The sequence below is a fragment of the Pseudomonas sp. MBLB4123 genome, assembly GCF_051904775.1.
Taxonomy (GTDB): Bacteria; Pseudomonadota; Gammaproteobacteria; order Pseudomonadales; family Pseudomonadaceae; genus Aquipseudomonas; species Aquipseudomonas benzenivorans_B.
Map to the genome: position 1 here is coordinate 68,111 of NZ_CP196711.1, position 14,818 is coordinate 82,928.

17 protein-coding genes are annotated in these 14,818 nt (G+C 64.1%); 11 read left to right on the forward strand and 6 right to left on the reverse strand.

From position 1 onward, the window contains the following. Positions 1–299: 299 nt before the first annotated feature. Positions 300–1,826, reverse strand: a complete 1,527-nt coding sequence (locus ACSX1C_RS00330; RefSeq protein ID WP_439887743.1) for a tyrosine-type recombinase/integrase — start codon at positions 1,824–1,826, stop codon at positions 300–302. 112 nt (positions 1,827–1,938) lie between these two features. On the opposite strand from ACSX1C_RS00330, the gene ACSX1C_RS00335 reads away from it, so the two are divergent. After that, entirely contained in the window at positions 1,939–2,256 is a 318-nt protein-coding gene (locus tag ACSX1C_RS00335) for an NGG1p interacting factor NIF3 (protein WP_439887744.1), read from the forward strand. A gap of 43 nt (positions 2,257–2,299) precedes the next feature. On the opposite strand, the gene ACSX1C_RS00340 is transcribed toward ACSX1C_RS00335, so the two are convergent. Then, complete coding sequence (locus ACSX1C_RS00340) at positions 2,300–2,803, reverse strand: L,D-transpeptidase family protein (RefSeq protein ID WP_439889456.1); 504 nt, start codon at positions 2,801–2,803, stop codon at positions 2,300–2,302. Positions 2,804–2,820: 17 nt separating this feature from the next. Next, entirely contained in the window at positions 2,821–3,378 is a 558-nt protein-coding gene (locus tag ACSX1C_RS00345) for an NUDIX hydrolase (RefSeq protein ID WP_439887745.1), read from the reverse strand. A 152-nt stretch (positions 3,379–3,530) separates the two neighbouring features. On the opposite strand from ACSX1C_RS00345, the gene ACSX1C_RS00350 reads away from it, so the two are divergent. The 5 genes from ACSX1C_RS00350 to ACSX1C_RS00370 are packed head-to-tail and all read left to right on the forward strand — an operon-like array spanning position 3,531 to position 6,854. Beyond that, positions 3,531–4,133 carry a CoA pyrophosphatase gene (locus tag ACSX1C_RS00350; protein WP_369958868.1) on the forward strand — a complete coding sequence of 201 codons (603 nt, stop codon included), beginning with the start codon at positions 3,531–3,533 and terminating at the stop codon, positions 4,131–4,133. A 22-nt stretch (positions 4,134–4,155) separates the two neighbouring features. Next, positions 4,156–4,680 carry a gamma carbonic anhydrase family protein gene (locus ACSX1C_RS00355; RefSeq protein ID WP_318642985.1) on the forward strand — a complete coding sequence of 175 codons (525 nt, stop codon included), beginning with the start codon at positions 4,156–4,158 and terminating at the stop codon, positions 4,678–4,680. Further along, positions 4,677–4,868 carry a DUF1289 domain-containing protein gene (locus tag ACSX1C_RS00360; RefSeq protein ID WP_318642984.1) on the forward strand — a complete coding sequence of 64 codons (192 nt, stop codon included), beginning with the start codon at positions 4,677–4,679 and terminating at the stop codon, positions 4,866–4,868. Before ACSX1C_RS00355 ends, ACSX1C_RS00360 begins: the two co-directional genes overlap by 4 nt. A gap of 58 nt (positions 4,869–4,926) precedes the next feature. Beyond that, the gene (gene purT, locus ACSX1C_RS00365) at positions 4,927–6,108 is read left to right on the forward strand and encodes a formate-dependent phosphoribosylglycinamide formyltransferase (RefSeq protein ID WP_439887746.1); all 1,182 of its coding nucleotides are present in this window, start codon (positions 4,927–4,929) and stop codon (positions 6,106–6,108) included. After that, complete coding sequence (locus ACSX1C_RS00370; protein WP_439887747.1) at positions 6,105–6,854, forward strand: SGNH/GDSL hydrolase family protein; 750 nt, start codon at positions 6,105–6,107, stop codon at positions 6,852–6,854. Before purT ends, ACSX1C_RS00370 begins: the two co-directional genes overlap by 4 nt. Here the strand turns inward: ACSX1C_RS00370 and ACSX1C_RS00375 are convergent. Further along, positions 6,817–8,103: an HlyC/CorC family transporter gene (locus ACSX1C_RS00375; protein ID WP_439887748.1), complete on the reverse strand. Its 1,287-nt coding sequence runs from the start codon at positions 8,101–8,103 to the stop codon at positions 6,817–6,819. The two genes, ACSX1C_RS00370 and ACSX1C_RS00375, sit on opposite strands and share 38 nt — an antisense overlap. Before the next feature lie 10 nt (positions 8,104–8,113). Further along, positions 8,114–8,914 carry a cytochrome C assembly family protein gene (locus ACSX1C_RS00380; protein ID WP_439887749.1) on the reverse strand — a complete coding sequence of 267 codons (801 nt, stop codon included), beginning with the start codon at positions 8,912–8,914 and terminating at the stop codon, positions 8,114–8,116. A 157-nt stretch (positions 8,915–9,071) separates the two neighbouring features. Here ACSX1C_RS00380 and ffh point away from each other — a divergent pair, with 157 nt between their 5' ends. The 5 genes from ffh (at position 9,072) to rplS (ending at position 12,601) form a co-directional block, all read left to right on the forward strand. Beyond that, a complete protein-coding gene (gene ffh, locus ACSX1C_RS00385) occupies positions 9,072–10,448 on the forward strand; it encodes a signal recognition particle protein (RefSeq protein ID WP_439887750.1) in 1,377 nt (458 codons plus the stop codon). A 207-nt stretch (positions 10,449–10,655) separates the two neighbouring features. Further along, positions 10,656–10,907 carry a 30S ribosomal protein S16 gene (rpsP, locus tag ACSX1C_RS00390; protein ID WP_318642978.1) on the forward strand — a complete coding sequence of 84 codons (252 nt, stop codon included), beginning with the start codon at positions 10,656–10,658 and terminating at the stop codon, positions 10,905–10,907. A 9-nt stretch (positions 10,908–10,916) separates the two neighbouring features. Continuing rightward, on the forward strand, positions 10,917–11,453 hold the full coding sequence (gene rimM / locus ACSX1C_RS00395) for a ribosome maturation factor RimM (protein WP_439887751.1): 537 nt from the start codon (positions 10,917–10,919) through the stop codon (positions 11,451–11,453). 5 nt (positions 11,454–11,458) lie between these two features. After that, a complete protein-coding gene (trmD, locus tag ACSX1C_RS00400; RefSeq protein WP_439887752.1) occupies positions 11,459–12,211 on the forward strand; it encodes a tRNA (guanosine(37)-N1)-methyltransferase TrmD in 753 nt (250 codons plus the stop codon). A gap of 39 nt (positions 12,212–12,250) precedes the next feature. Next, positions 12,251–12,601: a 50S ribosomal protein L19 gene (gene rplS, locus ACSX1C_RS00405; RefSeq protein WP_318642975.1), complete on the forward strand. Its 351-nt coding sequence runs from the start codon at positions 12,251–12,253 to the stop codon at positions 12,599–12,601. Between the two features lie 360 nt (positions 12,602–12,961). Here the strand turns inward: rplS and ACSX1C_RS00410 are convergent, their stop codons facing one another. Further along, complete coding sequence (locus tag ACSX1C_RS00410; protein WP_439887753.1) at positions 12,962–14,803, reverse strand: cation:proton antiporter; 1,842 nt, start codon at positions 14,801–14,803, stop codon at positions 12,962–12,964. Positions 14,804–14,818 lie beyond the last annotated feature (15 nt).

Consider the following 14,818-nt stretch of genomic DNA (forward strand, 5'->3'; position numbering starts at 1 on the left):
CCTTAATCTAACAGTCAGTGAAATCTGTTTTTTTTTCTTTTGATCTTTATTTCTTATATTCGATTGCGGTGTGTCAGACAGATTGCGGTGTCACAAACACCGCTATTGCGATCTGTGAGCTTTTCAAAAGCGGCAGAGCATCATATAGAAATCCAATTTCTTGTCAATCAACTTTACATTTCTGCGGGTAAATAATTTACTCCTTGTGTTTTAAGGCGTTTAAAGAGGGGTAGGGGCTTACCCCTAGGGGTAGGTATAGGGTAGATGCTGAAAACGCTTAATAGGGGTCTAAAACCATGCTAGAAGTGGCATTTGAAGCTGAACTCAAGCAGGGCTATGCCCTCCTGCTTCTGTTCAAAGCTGGCCCCGGCTGAATAAGTGTCGAACGAGATGTGTCCGACCTCGTGGCCCAAAATTGCGACAATCACCAGCGGGCTGGCGCCTGCTTGCTGTAACTGAGTAGCTGTGGTCTTTCTGAGGCTGTGGAAAACATGGTGCTCTGTGAAATTCAGACGCTTTTTCAACTTGGTGAATCGCTGGCTGGGTCCGTTGAGTCTGATACCTGACTTGGCCTTACCTCCAGCAAACAGATAACCGTCCGTACTGTGCTCTAAACGATGCCTATAGATGGGCAGTAGGGCGGGGTGAATCGGTATCTCTCTAACCCCTGCTTTAGTCTTGGCGTCGTCAACACGAAAGCCTATGGGCTGACCCTCGGAAAATATCGTCGTAGCGGCGCTAATGCGACCTAGCTCCTCAATGCGGCAGCCTGTATAGCAGGCGAACATGATCAGGTCGGCTAGGTCGGTGTCGCTATTCGTAAGGGCTGCATTGTGTAGATGCTCAGCTTCTTGGCGGGTGAACGGAATCCATCCTGCTCCGGCGTCCTTCCCCACTCTGGCGTGCTCGTGTCCGTCAAACGGATTGGCTAGACCTGAGAATTGCTCCCGAAAGGCTGGTTCGTATTTCACAGCCCACTTCCACAGCTTGCGTAGTGCCCATAGATGACCTTGGCGGGTCTGGCGCTTGGCACTGATCGTGTCTAGGTACTGAGCCACGGTGTCGAAGGAGAGGGGGAGTCCTTCTGCTGTCAGATGGGCAGAGAACGCTTCTATCTTGCTGACGCAAACGGAATGGGTCCGTTGGTTGTCGTTCTGCGTGCTGAGGTATTCAGAGAAGCGCGTGATCATGCCTTTTGAAATTGGCGATTTCGGTTTGTAGGTGAGGGGGTCTACAGCTATCGAAAGGGCTTCCTCTGCCTCAGTGGGTGACAGGTTGTACTGTCTAGAGATGATCTGAGCTTGGGCGGTGGGAAGGGTGCTAAGTGCTGAGCTAAGAAAGCCAATGCTGTCCCCTTTTTTGGCTGCTTCCAGGCTGGGCATCAAGTCAGAGGGGAGGCTAGTTGCCCCGTCGTTAAAGAGGAGCCCTATTGCTTTAGCAAGCTCAGCGGTTACCTCGGATAGCTTTTGATTCTGTTCTGTCTCGGACAGTGCAAAGAATGGGTCGCTAGGGTTCGGCTTGCGCTTGATGGCTGATAGCAGGCTGTTGTCTGTGCTTGTGGCTAGCGCTTTAGAGTGCTCGGCTAAGTCTTCTCGCCACTTCTCGGCCTGTGTGAGCTTCTGCTCCCGGATGGCTCGGAACTGAGCTTTCCATAGTCCGACCTGTCTTGCGCCAAGCTCCTTGGCAAGCTGCTTGTCTCCGGTCTTCAGGCTCTTGGATAGGATGCGACGATTCCCGAAGGCCTGGCGAACGTCCGCCGGAATATCTAGTCGAACATGCCAAGTGGTTCCGCGTTGCTGGAGGTGGTCTTTGATCTTTGCTGGCATAATGAGATCACTTTGCGGGCGGATTCTACGCAGAGTTTCTACGCAATATTTCTACGCAAAGCAAGCGCGAAAGGCCTGGAGTGCCCGTATTTGCTGGGCTTGAGGGTTGTTTATGTACAAGCTGTGTTTCTATGTCCCGGAAAGCCATCTGCACGAGGTGAAGCAGGCGGTGTTCGCCGCAGACGCCGGACGCATCGGTCAATATGACAGCTGCTGCTGGCAGGTGCTCGGCCAGGGCCAGTTCCGCCCGCTACAGGGCAGTCGGCCTTACCTCGGTCAGGTCGGCGAAGTGGAGCAGGTGGCGGAATGGAAGGTCGAGTTGGTGGTCGCCGACGAGTCGATCCACCAGGCGGTCAAGGCCCTGAAACAGGCTCACCCCTACGAGACCCCGGCGTTCGAGGTGTGGCGCCTGTCCGATCTGCAGTTCTAGGGGATATAAAACGAGAAAGGCGCCGGTAGGCGCCAGTCGCCGTTCAGGGGCGAATCTCGATCAGCGTGCCGTCCTTGACCAGCTCCCACACTTCGCGCATGTCGCTGTTCTTCATGGCGATGCAGCCCTCGGTCCAGTCCAGGGTGTGGAAGAACCATTCCGGGTATTCCTCGTCCAGCGGCGTGCCGTGGATCATGATCATGCCGCCGGCCGGTACGCCCTGGTCGCGGGCCTTGGCCAGGTCGCGGGCGTTGGGGTAGGAGATGTGCAGGGACAGCTGGTACTTCTCGCTGGTCTTGCGCCAGTCGATCCAGTAGAGCCCCTCCGGGGTGCGCAGGTCGCCCTCGCGCTGCTTGGCGCCGCTGGGCTGCTTGCCGAGGGAGATGCGGTAGGACTTGAGCGGCTGGCCGCGACTGAGCAGCTGCAGCTGGCGCTCGGACTTGAGCACCAGCACCTTGTCCACGCCGGGGCCGGTCAGAGTGGTCGTGGTGCTGGCCTGGGCGGTCAGGTTCAGGGACAGGCAGAGCAGGGCGAGCAGCCAGCGCATGGGGGTGATATCCGCGGTCAAAGGGGTTTCCTGAAATGCGCGCGCAAGGCCTCCAGAGGCTCGTTGCGAACCGGGTAGACATGCTCCCGGCGGTCGGCGAAGAAACATTCTAGGGTACGGGCCACGGTCGGGAAAGCCAGCTCTGACCAAGGGATCTCGTTCTCATCGAACAGCTGTACTTCCAGGCTCTCCTCGCCCACGGCGAAGTCCAGGTCCACCAGTTCGGCGCGAAAGAACAGGTACACCTGATTGATGTGCGGCAGGTCGAACAGGGTGTAGAGATTCAGGTCGCGGACCCGGGCGCAGGCCTCTTCCTCGGTTTCCCGCGCTGCGGCCTGTTCCAGGGTCTCGCCGTTCTCCATGAAGCCGGCGGGCAGGGTCCAGTAGCCGCGGCGCGGTTCGATGGCGCGGCGGCACAGCAGCACCTGTTCGCCCCACACCGGCAGGCAGCCGGCGACGATGCGCGGGTTCTGGTAGTGAATGGTGTGACAGTGACCGCAGACATAACGCGGGCGGTTGTCGCCGGCGGGGACGCGCTGGGTGACCGGGCTGCCGCACTGGCTGCAGAACTTCATGCCGAATCCTCCGGGCTCATGGTCTATCTTGGCGCGCGTCGGGGGCTGGCGGCAAGCGGGCCGGGTATCCGGGGCGGCCGGAGTCGGTGGGCTTGGGTGACGCGCGGCTTTCATGCGATTATCCGGGGCGGAAAACAAGCCCGAGAGTGCCCATGCTGGATGAGCTACTCCACCGCGTGCGCGGTCACAGTCCGCGCCATCTGGAGACCGACCGCCGCTTCCCCGAGGCGGCGGTGCTGGTGCCTATCACCCGTAGCGACGAGCCGGAGGTGGTGCTGACCCTGCGCGCCAGCGGCCTGTCCACCCACGGTGGCGAGGTGGCCTTCCCCGGCGGGCGGCGCGATCCGGAGGATGTGGACCTGATCCGCACCGCGTTGCGCGAGGCGGAGGAGGAGATCGGCCTGCCGCCGGGACTGGTGGAGGTGATCGGGCCGCTCAGCTCGGTGGTGTCGCGCCATGGCATCCAGGTCACGCCCTATGTCGGGTTGGTGCCGGACTACGTGGAGTACCGGGCGAACGACGGCGAGATCGCCTCGGTGTTCTCGGTGCCGCTGGCGTTCTTCCGCGACGATCCGCGGGAGGTGACCCATCGCATCGATTACCTCGGCCAGAGCTGGTACGTGCCGAGCTACCGCTACGGCGAGTACAAGATCTGGGGGCTGACGGCGATCATGCTGGTGGAGCTGGTCAACCTGCTGTACGACGCCGGAATCGCCCTGCACCAGCCGCCCGCGCACTACATCGCGCTCAATTGAATCGCAAGCAGAGGAACCGTCCATGAAATACCGCCTGGGACCCGTGCGGGTCGAGGCTCACCCGGACAGCTGGGTGGCGCCCAATGCCACGCTGATCGGCAAGGTCAAGCTGGAGGCCGGTGCCAGCGTCTGGTTCAACGCGGTATTGCGCGGCGACAACGAGCCGATCCATATCGGCGAGCAGAGCAACGTCCAGGACGGCACGGTGATGCACACCGACATGGGCTTTCCGCTGTCCATCGGCAAGGGCGTGACCATCGGCCACAAGGCCATGCTGCATGGCTGCTCGGTGGGCGATTACAGCCTGATCGGCATCAACGCCGTGGTGCTCAACGGCGCCAGGATCGGCAAGTACTGCATCATCGGCGCCAACACCCTGATCGGCGAGGGCAAGGAGATCCCCGACGGCTCCCTGGTGGTCGGCTCCCCGGGCAAGGTGATTCGCAGCCTGAGCGAGGAGCAGAAGAAGATGCTCGAGGCCAGCGCCGCCCACTATGTGCACAACGCCCAGCGCTATGCCCGCGAGCTGGCCGAGCAGGAATCATGAGGCCCGTAGAGCGTCCGGTCGCTTCGCCCTGTGTGAGCATCTGCGCGCTGGACGACGAGGATATCTGCATCGGCTGCCAGCGTAACGTCGCCGAGATCACTCGCTGGAGCCGGATGGATGACGGCGAGCGGCGCCAGGTTCTGGCGCGCTGCCATGCGCGCGCCGAGGCCAAGGGCGTGCTGCTCTAGGCGCCTTCCGTTCATCGCAGCAGCCCCTTTCTTATTCGTACTATCCCGAGGAAGTCTTATGTCCCGTATCGGAACCCCGCTGTCGCCGAGCGCGACCCGTGTGCTGCTGTGCGGCGCTGGCGAGCTGGGCAAGGAAGTGGTGATCGAGTTGCAGCGCTTCGGTGTCGAGGTGATCGCCGTGGATCGTTACGCCAACGCCCCGGCCATGCAGGTGGCGCACCGCAGCCATGTCCTGGACATGCTCGACGGCGCGGCGCTGCGGGCGGTGATCGAGCTGGAGCGTCCGCACTACATAGTCCCGGAGATCGAGGCCATCGCCACGGCCACCCTGGTGGAGCTGGAGGCCGAAGGCTACTGCGTGATCCCCAGCGCCCGCGCCGCCCAGCTGACCATGAACCGCGAGGGCATCCGTCGCCTGGCGGCCGAGGAGCTGGGGCTGCCGACCTCGCCCTACCGCTTCGCCGATTCCTTCGAGCAGTGCCGTGCCGCGGTGCAGGCCCTGGGCTTCCCCTGCCTGATCAAGCCGATCATGAGCTCCTCGGGCAAGGGCCAGTCGCTGCTCAAGTCCATCGATGACCTGCAATCGGCCTGGGACTATGCCCAGGCCGGCGGTCGTGCCGGCAAGGGGCGGGTGATAGTCGAGGGCTTCGTCGACTTCGACTACGAGATCGCCCTGCTCACCGTGCGCCACGCCGGCGGTACCACCTTCTGTGCGCCGGTCGGGCATCGTCAGGTCCGGGGCGACTATCAGGAGTCCTGGCAGCCTCAGCCGATGAGTCCCGGCGCTCAGGCCGAAGCCGAGCGCATCGCCCTGGCGGTGACCGGGGCCCTGGGCGGGCGTGGGCTGTTCGGCGTCGAGCTGTTCGTCAAGGGCGATCGGGTGTGGTTCTGCGAGATATCCCCGCGCCCCCACGACACCGGCCTGGTCACCCTGATTTCCCAGGACCTGTCCGAGTTCGCCCTGCATGCGCGGGCCATCCTCGGCCTGCCGATTCCGACGATCCGCCAGTTGGGCCCCTCGGCTTCGGCGGTGGTGCTGGCCGAGGGCGAGTCGCAGCAGGTGGCATTCGCCCGTCTCGACGCGGCCTTGGCCGAGCCGGATAGCGCCTTGCGCCTGTTCGGCAAGCCGCAGGTTAGCGGTCAGCGGCGCATGGGGGTGGCCCTGGCCCGCGCCGAATCGCTGCAGGCGGCGCGCGACAAGGCCGCGCGCACGGCTCGGGCGGTCAGCGTCGAGTTGTGAGTCGCTGGCGCGGGTTGCGCTGGTGGCTGCTGCTGATGCCGGCGCTGCCGTTGCTTCTGCCGCTGGCGTTGCATACCCGTCGTCGGGCGCTGAGGTTGGCGCCGGCGGCCGGACCGCTGCAGGGGGTGGCCGGTGGGCAGTTGCCGGGCAAGCCCTTGCGCCTGCTGGTGCTCGGCGAGTCGACCGTGGTCGGGGTCGGTGTCAGCTGTCTGCAGCAGGCCCTGGTCGGTTGCCTGGCCCGGGCCCTGTGCGAGCGCCAGGGGCGGCCGGTGGTCTGGCGGGCCTGTGGCGAGAACGGCATCACCGTCGCCGAGGCCCGGCAGCGCCTGCTGCCGCAGGTGCTGGACGATTCGCCGGAGCTGGTGCTGCTGGTCTTCGGGGTCAACGACAGCACGGCCTTGACCTCGCTGCGTCGCTGGCAGCGGGCCCTCGGCGACATGGCGGAGACCCTGGGCGCGGGCGGTGCGCGAGTGGTCTTCACTGGCGTACCGCCCTTGCAGCACTTTCGCGCCTTGCCCTGGCTGCTGCGGACGTTGCTCGGCGTGCGGGCCGCGCTGCTGGATGCGGGCCTGCGCGAGGTGGCGTACCAGGCGGGGGCCGTCTACTGTCCCCTGGCGCTGCCCTTTGCCGCCGAGTACCTGGCGCTGGACGGCTATCACCCGTCCGCCCTGGGCTATCGCCTGTGGGCCGAAGGGGTGGCCGGGGTCCTTACTCCTGCGCCGGCTCCGGCTGGGTCTGCTGGCTGACCTGCCAGACCCGCACGCTCTTCACCCGGTTCTCCGAGGATTGCAGGATCTCCAGGCGATAGGGGCCGATCTTCAGGCACACGGCGCTGTCGGGAATGCTTTCCAGGGCCTCGGTGATCAGGCCGTTGAGGGTCTTGGGGCCGTCGCAGGGCAGGTGCCAGTCGAGGGCCTTGTTCACCTCGCGGATATAGGCGGCGCCGTCGATCACCTGGGTGCCGTCTTCCTGGGGATGGATGTCCGGGCTGCGCAGGCTGTCCTGGTTGTTGAAGTCGCCGACTATCTCTTCGAGGATGTCCTCCAGGGTGACGATGCCGATCACATCGCCGTATTCGTCGACCACTATGCCGATGCGCCGCTTGTGCTTCTGGAAGTTGAACAGCTGGGTCGACAGCGGCGTGCTTTCCGGGACGAAGTAGGGCTCGTTGCAGGCGCCGAGCAGGGCCTCCTTGTCCAGCTGGTCGTGGCTCAGCAGGCGGGCGATCTGGCGCATGTGCACCACGCCCTCGATCTGGTTGATGTCCTCGCGGAACACCGGCAGGCGGGTGTGCGGGGTGGTGCGCAGCTGGGCGATGATGGTCTCGATGTCGTCTTCCAGGTCGATGCCGACCACCTCGTGGCGCGGGATCATGATGTCGTTCACCGTGACCTTCTCCAGGTCGAGGATGCCCAGCAGCATGCTCTGGCGGTTCTTCGGCAGCTCGTGGCCGGACTCGCGCACCACGCTGCGCAGCTCCTCGGTGGTCAGGCTGTCGCTGCTCTTGCTGGCCGGGTCGACGCCGAGCAATCGCAGCAGGCCGTTGCTGATCCAGCTGAGCAGCACCACCAGGGGGTAGAACAGCTTGAGCAGCAGCAGCAGCGGCAGGCTGAAGGGGTAGGCGACCCGTTCCGGGTGCAGCGCGGCCAGGGTCTTGGGGGTGATCTCGCCGAAGATCAGCAGGGCCACGGTCAGGCCGATGGTGGCGATGGCGATGCCGGCCTCGCCCCACAGCTGGATGGCCAGTACGGTGGCGATGGCCGAGGCGAGGATGTTGACGAAGTTGTTGCCGATCAGAATGGTGCCGAGCAGGCGGTCCGGGCGGCTGAGCAGGTCGCTGACCCGCTTGGCGCCGCGATGCCCCTCCTTGGCCAGGTGGCGCAGGCGATAGCGGTTGAGGCTGAGCAGGCCGGTCTCCGAGCTGGAGAAGAAGGCCGAGCAGGCCAGCAGGAAGACCAGCAGGCCGATCAGGAAGCCGGGGTGTAGGTTGTCCACGGGGCAGGGCCTAGATATGCAGGATGAATTCGCGGACCAGCTTGCTGCCGAAATACGCCAGCATCAGCAGGCAGAAGCCCGCCAGGGTCCAGCGGATGGCCTTGTGGCCGCGCCAGCCGAGCTGATGGCGGCCCCACAGCAGCACGGCGAACACCACCCAGGCGAAGCTGGAGAGGATGGTCTTGTGCGCCAGGTGCTGGGCGAACAGGTCGTCGAGAAACAGCGCGCCGGACAGCAGCGACAGCGAGAGCAGTATCCAGCCGGCCCAGAGGAAGCCGAACAGCAGGCTTTCCATGGTCTGCAGCGGCGGGAAGCTCTTGATCAGGCCGGACGGGTGCTTGTGCTTGAGCTGGTAGTCCTGCAGCAACAGCAGCAGGGACTGAAACACGGCGATGGTCAGGATGCCGTAGGCGATGATCGACAGCAGGATGTGGGCGAGGATGCCCGGTTCCTCGTTGATCGGTCGCAGGGTACCGTTGGGCATCAGCTGCGCCAGCAATACCGTCAGGCATCCCAGGGGAAAGAGCAGCAGCAGCAGATTTTCCACCGGCATGCGCAGGCAGGCCAGCAGGCTCAGCAGGATCACCGCGAAGGCGATCAGGCTGGCGGCATTGAAGAAGTCCAGGGCCAGGCCGGCGCTGTGGCTCATCTGCGCGAACAGGCTGGCGCCGTGAAAGAGCAGGGCGAGCGCGCCGAGCAGGGCCAGCAGGCGTTTGTCCGGCGCGACGCGCCGCGTGAGTCGAAGGCTCTGGTAGGCAGTGGCGCCGGCGTACAGGCAGGCGGCTGCGAGGCTGGGCAGCAGAGGGTGCATAAGTCCTTGTTGGGCAGGCCCGAAAGGCGCTGAGTGTGGCATACAACCGGCGGCCCACGAAAGACCGCTGGCGGTGTCGGCGCCCCGGACTCTTCGCTATAATCCGCCGCCTGCCGCAAGCTCAGCCTCGGTTCAGAAGAACCCGAAAGGAACGCGCATGTTCGAAAATCTTACCGACCGCCTCTCGCAGACCCTGCGAAACGTCACTGGCAAAGCCAAGCTGACCGAGGACAACATCAAAGACACCCTGCGCGAAGTGCGCATGGCCCTGCTCGAAGCCGACGTCGCGCTGCCGGTGGTCAAGGACTTCGTGGGCAAGGTCAAGGAACGGGCGGTCGGCACCGAGGTGTCGAAGAGCCTGACGCCGGGCCAGGCCTTCGTGAAGATCGTCCGCGCCGAGCTGGAAGAGCTGATGGGCGCGGCCAACGAGGACCTCGCCCTGAGTGTCGCGCCGCCGGCGGTGGTGCTGATGGCGGGCCTGCAGGGCGCCGGTAAGACCACCACGGTCGGCAAGCTGGCGCGCTTCCTCAAGGAACGCAAGAAGAAGAGCGTGCTGGTGGTCTCCGCGGACGTCTATCGCCCGGCGGCGATCAAGCAGCTGGAGACCCTGGCCGCCCATATCGGCGTGACCTTCTTCCCCTCGGACATCAGCCAGAAGCCGGTGGCGATCGCCGAGGCGGCGATCCGCGAGGCCAAGCTCAAGTTCATCGACGTGGTGATAGTCGATACCGCCGGTCGTCTGGCCATCGACGCCGAGATGATGGCCGAGATCCAGGTCCTGCACGGCGCGATCAAGCCTGCCGAAACGCTGTTCGTGGTCGACGCCATGACCGGTCAGGACGCCGCCAATACCGCCAAGGCCTTCGCCGATGCGCTGCCGCTGACCGGCGTGGTGCTGACCAAGGTCGATGGCGATGCCCGCGGCGGTGCGGCCCTGTCGGTGCGCCACGTCACCGGCAAGCCGATCAAGTTCATCGGCATGGGCGAGAAGAGCGAGGCCCTCGAGCCCTTCCACCCCGAGCGGATCGCCTCGCGCATCCTCGGCATGGGCGACGTGCTCAGCCTGATCGAGCAGGCCGAGCAGACCCTCGACCGCGAGAAGGCCGAGAAACTCACCAAGAAGCTGAAGAAGGGCAAGGGTTTCGACCTGGAAGACTTCCGCGACCAGTTGCAGCAGATGAAGAACATGGGCGGTCTCGGCGGCCTGATGGACAAGCTGCCGCAGATGGGGGGCGTCAACCTGGCGCAGATGGGCAATGCCCAGGGCGCAGCGGAAAAGCAGTTCAAGCAGATGGAGGCGATCATCAACTCCATGACCCCTGCCGAGCGTCGCGACCCCGAGATCATCAGCGGGTCGCGCAAGCGCCGCATCGCCCTGGGTTCCGGTACCCAGGTGCAGGACATCGGCCGGCTGATCAAGCAGCACAAGCAGATGCAGAAGATGATGAAGAAGTTCACCGCCAAGGGCGGCATGGCCAAGATGATGCGGGGGATGGGCGGCATGTTCCCCGGCGGCGGTCTGCCGAAGATTTGACCCAGGCCCGCCTCCGCGAAGCGTGGCGTAGAGGGCGCGGTGCGCGTCTCGCGCCCCGTGGCTGGGGTCTTGCTCGTGGCCGCGACCGGCGGACCCAAAAAGAGATTTGCAAAAAGCCGGATAATCCTTAGAATATGCGGCCTTTCGGGCCTAGTGCCCTATGCGTGCATTTCAGTTTTGCAGCACCGACTACAGGAACGAAGTTCAATGGTAACCATCCGTCTTGCTCGTGGCGGCTCCAAAAAGCGCCCCTTCTACCACCTGACCGTGACCAACAGCCGCAATGCGCGCGATGGTCGCTTCGTTGAGCGCATCGGCTTCTTCAACCCGATTGCCTCGGGTGCCGAAGTGAAGCTGTCCGTGAATCAAGAGCGTGCCAACTACTGGCTGAGCCAGGGCGCGCAGCCGTCTGAGCGTGTTGCTCAGCTGCTGAAGGAAGCTGCTAAGGCCGCAGCCTAAGCACTCCCTATGAGCACGACGCCGGCACCTGCCGAGGATCTGGTTGTACTCGGCAAGATCGTTTCGGTGCATGGCGTGCGAGGGGAGGTGAAGGTGTACTCCTTTACCGATCCCGTGGATAACGTGCTCGACTACCGTCGTTGGACGCTCAGGCGCGATAACGAGGTAAAGCGGGTCGAATTGGCCAGTGGCCGCCTGCAGGGCAAGGTCCTGGTAGCGAAGCTCAAGGGGCTCGACGATCGCGAAGTGGCGCGTAGCTACGCCGGTTTCGAGATTTGCGTGGCCCGTAGCGAGTTGCCGGAACTGAGCGAAGGCGAGTTCTACTGGTATCAGTTGGAAGGTCTCAGCGTCATCGATCAGGCGGGGCAGTTGCTCGGCAAGATCGACCACCTGTTCGAGACCGGTGCCAACGATGTGATGGTGGTCAAGCCCAGCCCGGGCAGTCTGGATGATCGCGAACGCCTGCTGCCCTATACCGGGCAATGTGTGCTGTCGATCGACCTGGCTGCCGGCGAGATGCGGGTGGACTGGGATGCGGACTTCTGAACGCCATGCCGAGCTTGCGCGTCGAAGTCATTACGTTGTTCCCGGAGATGTTTGCCGCCATCGGCGAATACGGCATCACTAGCCGTGCGGTGAAGCAGGGGCTGTTGCAGCTGACCTGTTGGAATCCGCGGAGCTACACCACAGACCGTCACCACACGGTGGATGATCGGCCTTTCGGTGGCGGTCCGGGTATGGTGATGAAGATCAAGCCGCTCGAGGATGCTTTGCAGGGTGCGAAGCAGGCCGCGGGGGGCGAGGCGAAGGTGATTTACCTCTCGCCGCAAGGTCGTCAGCTGACCCAGTCAGCGGTACGCGAGCTGGCGAAGGAGGAGGCACTGATCCTCATCGCCGGACGCTACGAAGGCATCGACGAGCGCTTTATCGAGGCGCATGTCGATGAAGAATGGTCGATCGGCGATTACGTCCTGTCCGGCGGTGAGCTTCCGGCCATGGTGCTGATCGATGCGGTAACGCGCCTCTTGCCTGGTGCACTAGGTCATGCGGACTCGGCCGAGGAGGACTCCTTTACGGATGGCCTGCTCGACTGCCCGCACTACACCCGCCCGGAGGTGTATGCGGATAAACGTGTTCCCGAGGTGTTGCTTAGTGGCAACCATGAACACATCCGGCGCTGGCGTTTGCAGCAGTCCCTTGGACGGACCTGGGAGCGCCGTGTCGATCTTCTGGATAGCCGCTCGCTTTCTGGAGAAGAGAAGAAGCTGCTGGAGGAATACATCCGCCAGCGGGACGATAGTTAAGGTATCGATGGCAGACGAGGTCTGTCTTAGGAGCGCAGCATGACTAACAAGATTATCCAGCAGCTCGAAGCCGAGCAGATGAACAAAGAGATCCCGGCCTTCGCCCCAGGCGACACCGTGGTCGTTCAGGTCAAGGTGAAGGAAGGCGACCGTCAGCGTCTGCAGGCCTTCGAAGGCGTCGTCATCGCCAAGCGCAACCGTGGCCTGAACAGCGCCTTCACCGTGCGCAAGATCTCCAGCGGTGTCGGTGTCGAGCGTACTTTCCAGACCTACAGCCCGCTGGTCGACAGCCTGGCTGTCAAGCGTCGCGGTGACGTGCGCAAGGCCAAGCTGTACTACCTGCGCGACCTGTCCGGCAAGGCCGCGCGCATCAAGGAAAAGCTCGCCTAAGGCGCGCTTCCCTGCAGAAAAAAGCAGCCCTCGGGCTGCTTTTTTCGTTTCCGGGGTGAGCAAGTGGTGGTGCGGTGCATTGTTTTCCCGTTTTCCCGTTTTCCCGTTTTCCCGTTTTCCCGTTTTCCCGTTTTCCCGTTTTCCCGTTTTCCCGTTTTCCCGTTTTCCCGTTCTCCCGGCGTCGCTGCGTCGGGAGCGGCGAGCGTCTTGGCGGTGGTGTGGTGGCGTTCTGATTGGCCGGCTCATGCCGGTGCGGCGGGTGGTCTGAGGACGTGAGGATGCAAGGGGCTTCGCCTGGGCTTGCGCGCCGCGGCGCGGGATAGGTCCCTGGTCGGCGCCGGCGACCAGGGACTTTGGCGTTTATGAGGTCTGCAGGCTTTCCAGTTCGGCGCTCTCGCTGCCCACCGGCTGGGGCTCGATCAGGGCCACCAGGGTCCAGCCACTCTGCGGTTGCAGGTTGCTCTGTGGCGTGACTACGTGCACCCAGCCTTCGCGGTCGCGGACGAACAGCAGCGTGGCGCGTGAGCCGTGCAGGGCCTGGTATTCGCTCCAGGTGAAGCTGTCGGTCAGGGTTGTGCTGTACAGCTCGGCGCCCTGGGCCAGGCGACTGGCTGCATGGGGATAGGTCAGTGCCTGGTTGCCCAGGGGGCGGCCGCGGTGTTCGTCGCTGGCGCGGTGTTTGTCGCTGCGCCGGCTTTCCTGGCCGCTGGCCAGGCTGAACAGGCGGGAGTGACCGAATTCGTGGCGGAAGCGCATGCTCGCCAGGGTGTTCAGCTCGCCGGCCGGCGACAGCGCCAGCAGGTGACCGATGCCGACCAGGTCGAGGTGCGCCTCGGCATGCTGGGAGGCGGGGTTGCCGAAGTAGGTCGGTAGGTTGTCCATGCGCGCGGCGCGAATGTTCTCCCAGCTCGAATCGGTCAGCAGTACGCGGCAGCCCAGTTGTTGCAGGGCCTTGCCGATGGTCCGCGCCACCGGGTTGGCGCCGACGATGAGAAAACCGCTGGGGGCCGGTTCGGCGACCTTGAGCAGGCTGGCCAGGGGGCGGGCGGTGGCGCTCTGCAGCACCACGGTGCCGATGATCACGGCGAAGGTCAGCGGTACCAGCAGTTCGGCGCCGGCGTGGCCGGTTTCGCTCAGGCGGATGGCGAAGATCGCCGAGACCGCCGCGGCGACGATGCCGCGCGGGGAGATCCAGGCGAGCAGGGCGCGTTCGCGCCAGTTCAGGTTGGAGCCGTAGGTGGACAGGGCCACGTTCAGCGGGCGGGCGACGAACTGAATCACCGCCAGCAGAACCAGCACCGCCGGCCCCAGGGCCAGCAGGGCGCCGAGGTCGAGACGCGCGGCGAGCAGGATGAACAGGCCGGAGATCAGTAGCACGCTGAGGTTCTCCTTGAAGTGCAGGATGTGGCGCACGTCCACGCCCTTCATGTTGGCCAGCCACATGCCCATCAGGGTCACCGCGAGCAGGCCGGACTCGTGCATCGCCACGTTGGAGGCGATGAACACGCCGAGCACTGTGGCCAGCACGGCGAGGTTGTGCAGGTAATCCGGCAGCCACTGGCGCCGTAGCACCTGGCCCAGGGTCCAGCCGCCGGCGACGCCGAACAGGCTGCCGCAGAGGATCACGCCGGCGAAGGTGGTCAGGCTTTGACTCCAGCCTTCGCCTTCGCCGCTGGCGATGATGAAGCTGAACACCACCACGGCCAGCAGTGCGCCGATCGGGTCGATGACGATGCCTTCCCAGCGCAGGATATTGGCCACCGAAGCCTTGGGCCGCACCACGCGCAGCATGGGCACTATCACCGTGGGGCCGGTGACCAGGGTCAGGGTGCCGAACAGCAGGGCCATCTCCCAGGTGAAGCCGAGCAGGTAGTGGGTGGCGGCGGCGATCACCGCCCAGGTGGCCAGGGCGCCCACCGTGACCATGCGCCGGACCACGGTGCCGATCTCGCGCCACTCGGACAGGTGCAGGGTCAGGCTGCCCTCGAACAGGATCAGCGCCACCGCCATCGATACCATGGGGAACAGCAGGGAGCCGAACAGCGCCTGGGGATCGAGCCAGCCCAGTACCGGTCCGGCGAGGATGCCGCAGATCAGCAGGAACAGGATGGCCGGCAGGCGCAGGCGCCAGGCCAGCCACTGGCAGGCGAGGGCGGAGGCGCCAATGGTGGCGAAGGCGAAGAGAATTTGCTGTTCGTTCATCGAGGGTCCTTGAGT

Coding starts and splice junctions, on each gene's coding strand:
- ACSX1C_RS00330 (WP_439887743.1), bottom strand. CDS start 1,826: ATGCCAGCAAAGATCAAAGACCACCTCCAGCAACGCGGAACCACTTGG.
- ACSX1C_RS00335 (WP_439887744.1), top strand. CDS start 1,939: ATGTACAAGCTGTGTTTCTATGTCCCGGAAAGCCATCTGCACGAGGTG.
- ACSX1C_RS00340 (WP_439889456.1), bottom strand. CDS start 2,803: ATGCGCTGGCTGCTCGCCCTGCTCTGCCTGTCCCTGAACCTGACCGCC.
- ACSX1C_RS00345 (WP_439887745.1), bottom strand. CDS start 3,378: ATGAAGTTCTGCAGCCAGTGCGGCAGCCCGGTCACCCAGCGCGTCCCC.
- ACSX1C_RS00350 (WP_369958868.1), top strand. CDS start 3,531: ATGCTGGATGAGCTACTCCACCGCGTGCGCGGTCACAGTCCGCGCCAT.
- ACSX1C_RS00355 (WP_318642985.1), top strand. CDS start 4,156: ATGAAATACCGCCTGGGACCCGTGCGGGTCGAGGCTCACCCGGACAGC.
- ACSX1C_RS00360 (WP_318642984.1), top strand. CDS start 4,677: ATGAGGCCCGTAGAGCGTCCGGTCGCTTCGCCCTGTGTGAGCATCTGC.
- purT (WP_439887746.1), top strand. CDS start 4,927: ATGTCCCGTATCGGAACCCCGCTGTCGCCGAGCGCGACCCGTGTGCTG.
- ACSX1C_RS00380 (WP_439887749.1), bottom strand. CDS start 8,914: ATGCACCCTCTGCTGCCCAGCCTCGCAGCCGCCTGCCTGTACGCCGGC.
- ffh (WP_439887750.1), top strand. CDS start 9,072: ATGTTCGAAAATCTTACCGACCGCCTCTCGCAGACCCTGCGAAACGTC.
- rpsP (WP_318642978.1), top strand. CDS start 10,656: ATGGTAACCATCCGTCTTGCTCGTGGCGGCTCCAAAAAGCGCCCCTTC.
- rimM (WP_439887751.1), top strand. CDS start 10,917: ATGAGCACGACGCCGGCACCTGCCGAGGATCTGGTTGTACTCGGCAAG.
- trmD (WP_439887752.1), top strand. CDS start 11,459: ATGCCGAGCTTGCGCGTCGAAGTCATTACGTTGTTCCCGGAGATGTTT.
- rplS (WP_318642975.1), top strand. CDS start 12,251: ATGACTAACAAGATTATCCAGCAGCTCGAAGCCGAGCAGATGAACAAA.
- ACSX1C_RS00410 (WP_439887753.1), bottom strand. CDS start 14,803: ATGAACGAACAGCAAATTCTCTTCGCCTTCGCCACCATTGGCGCCTCC.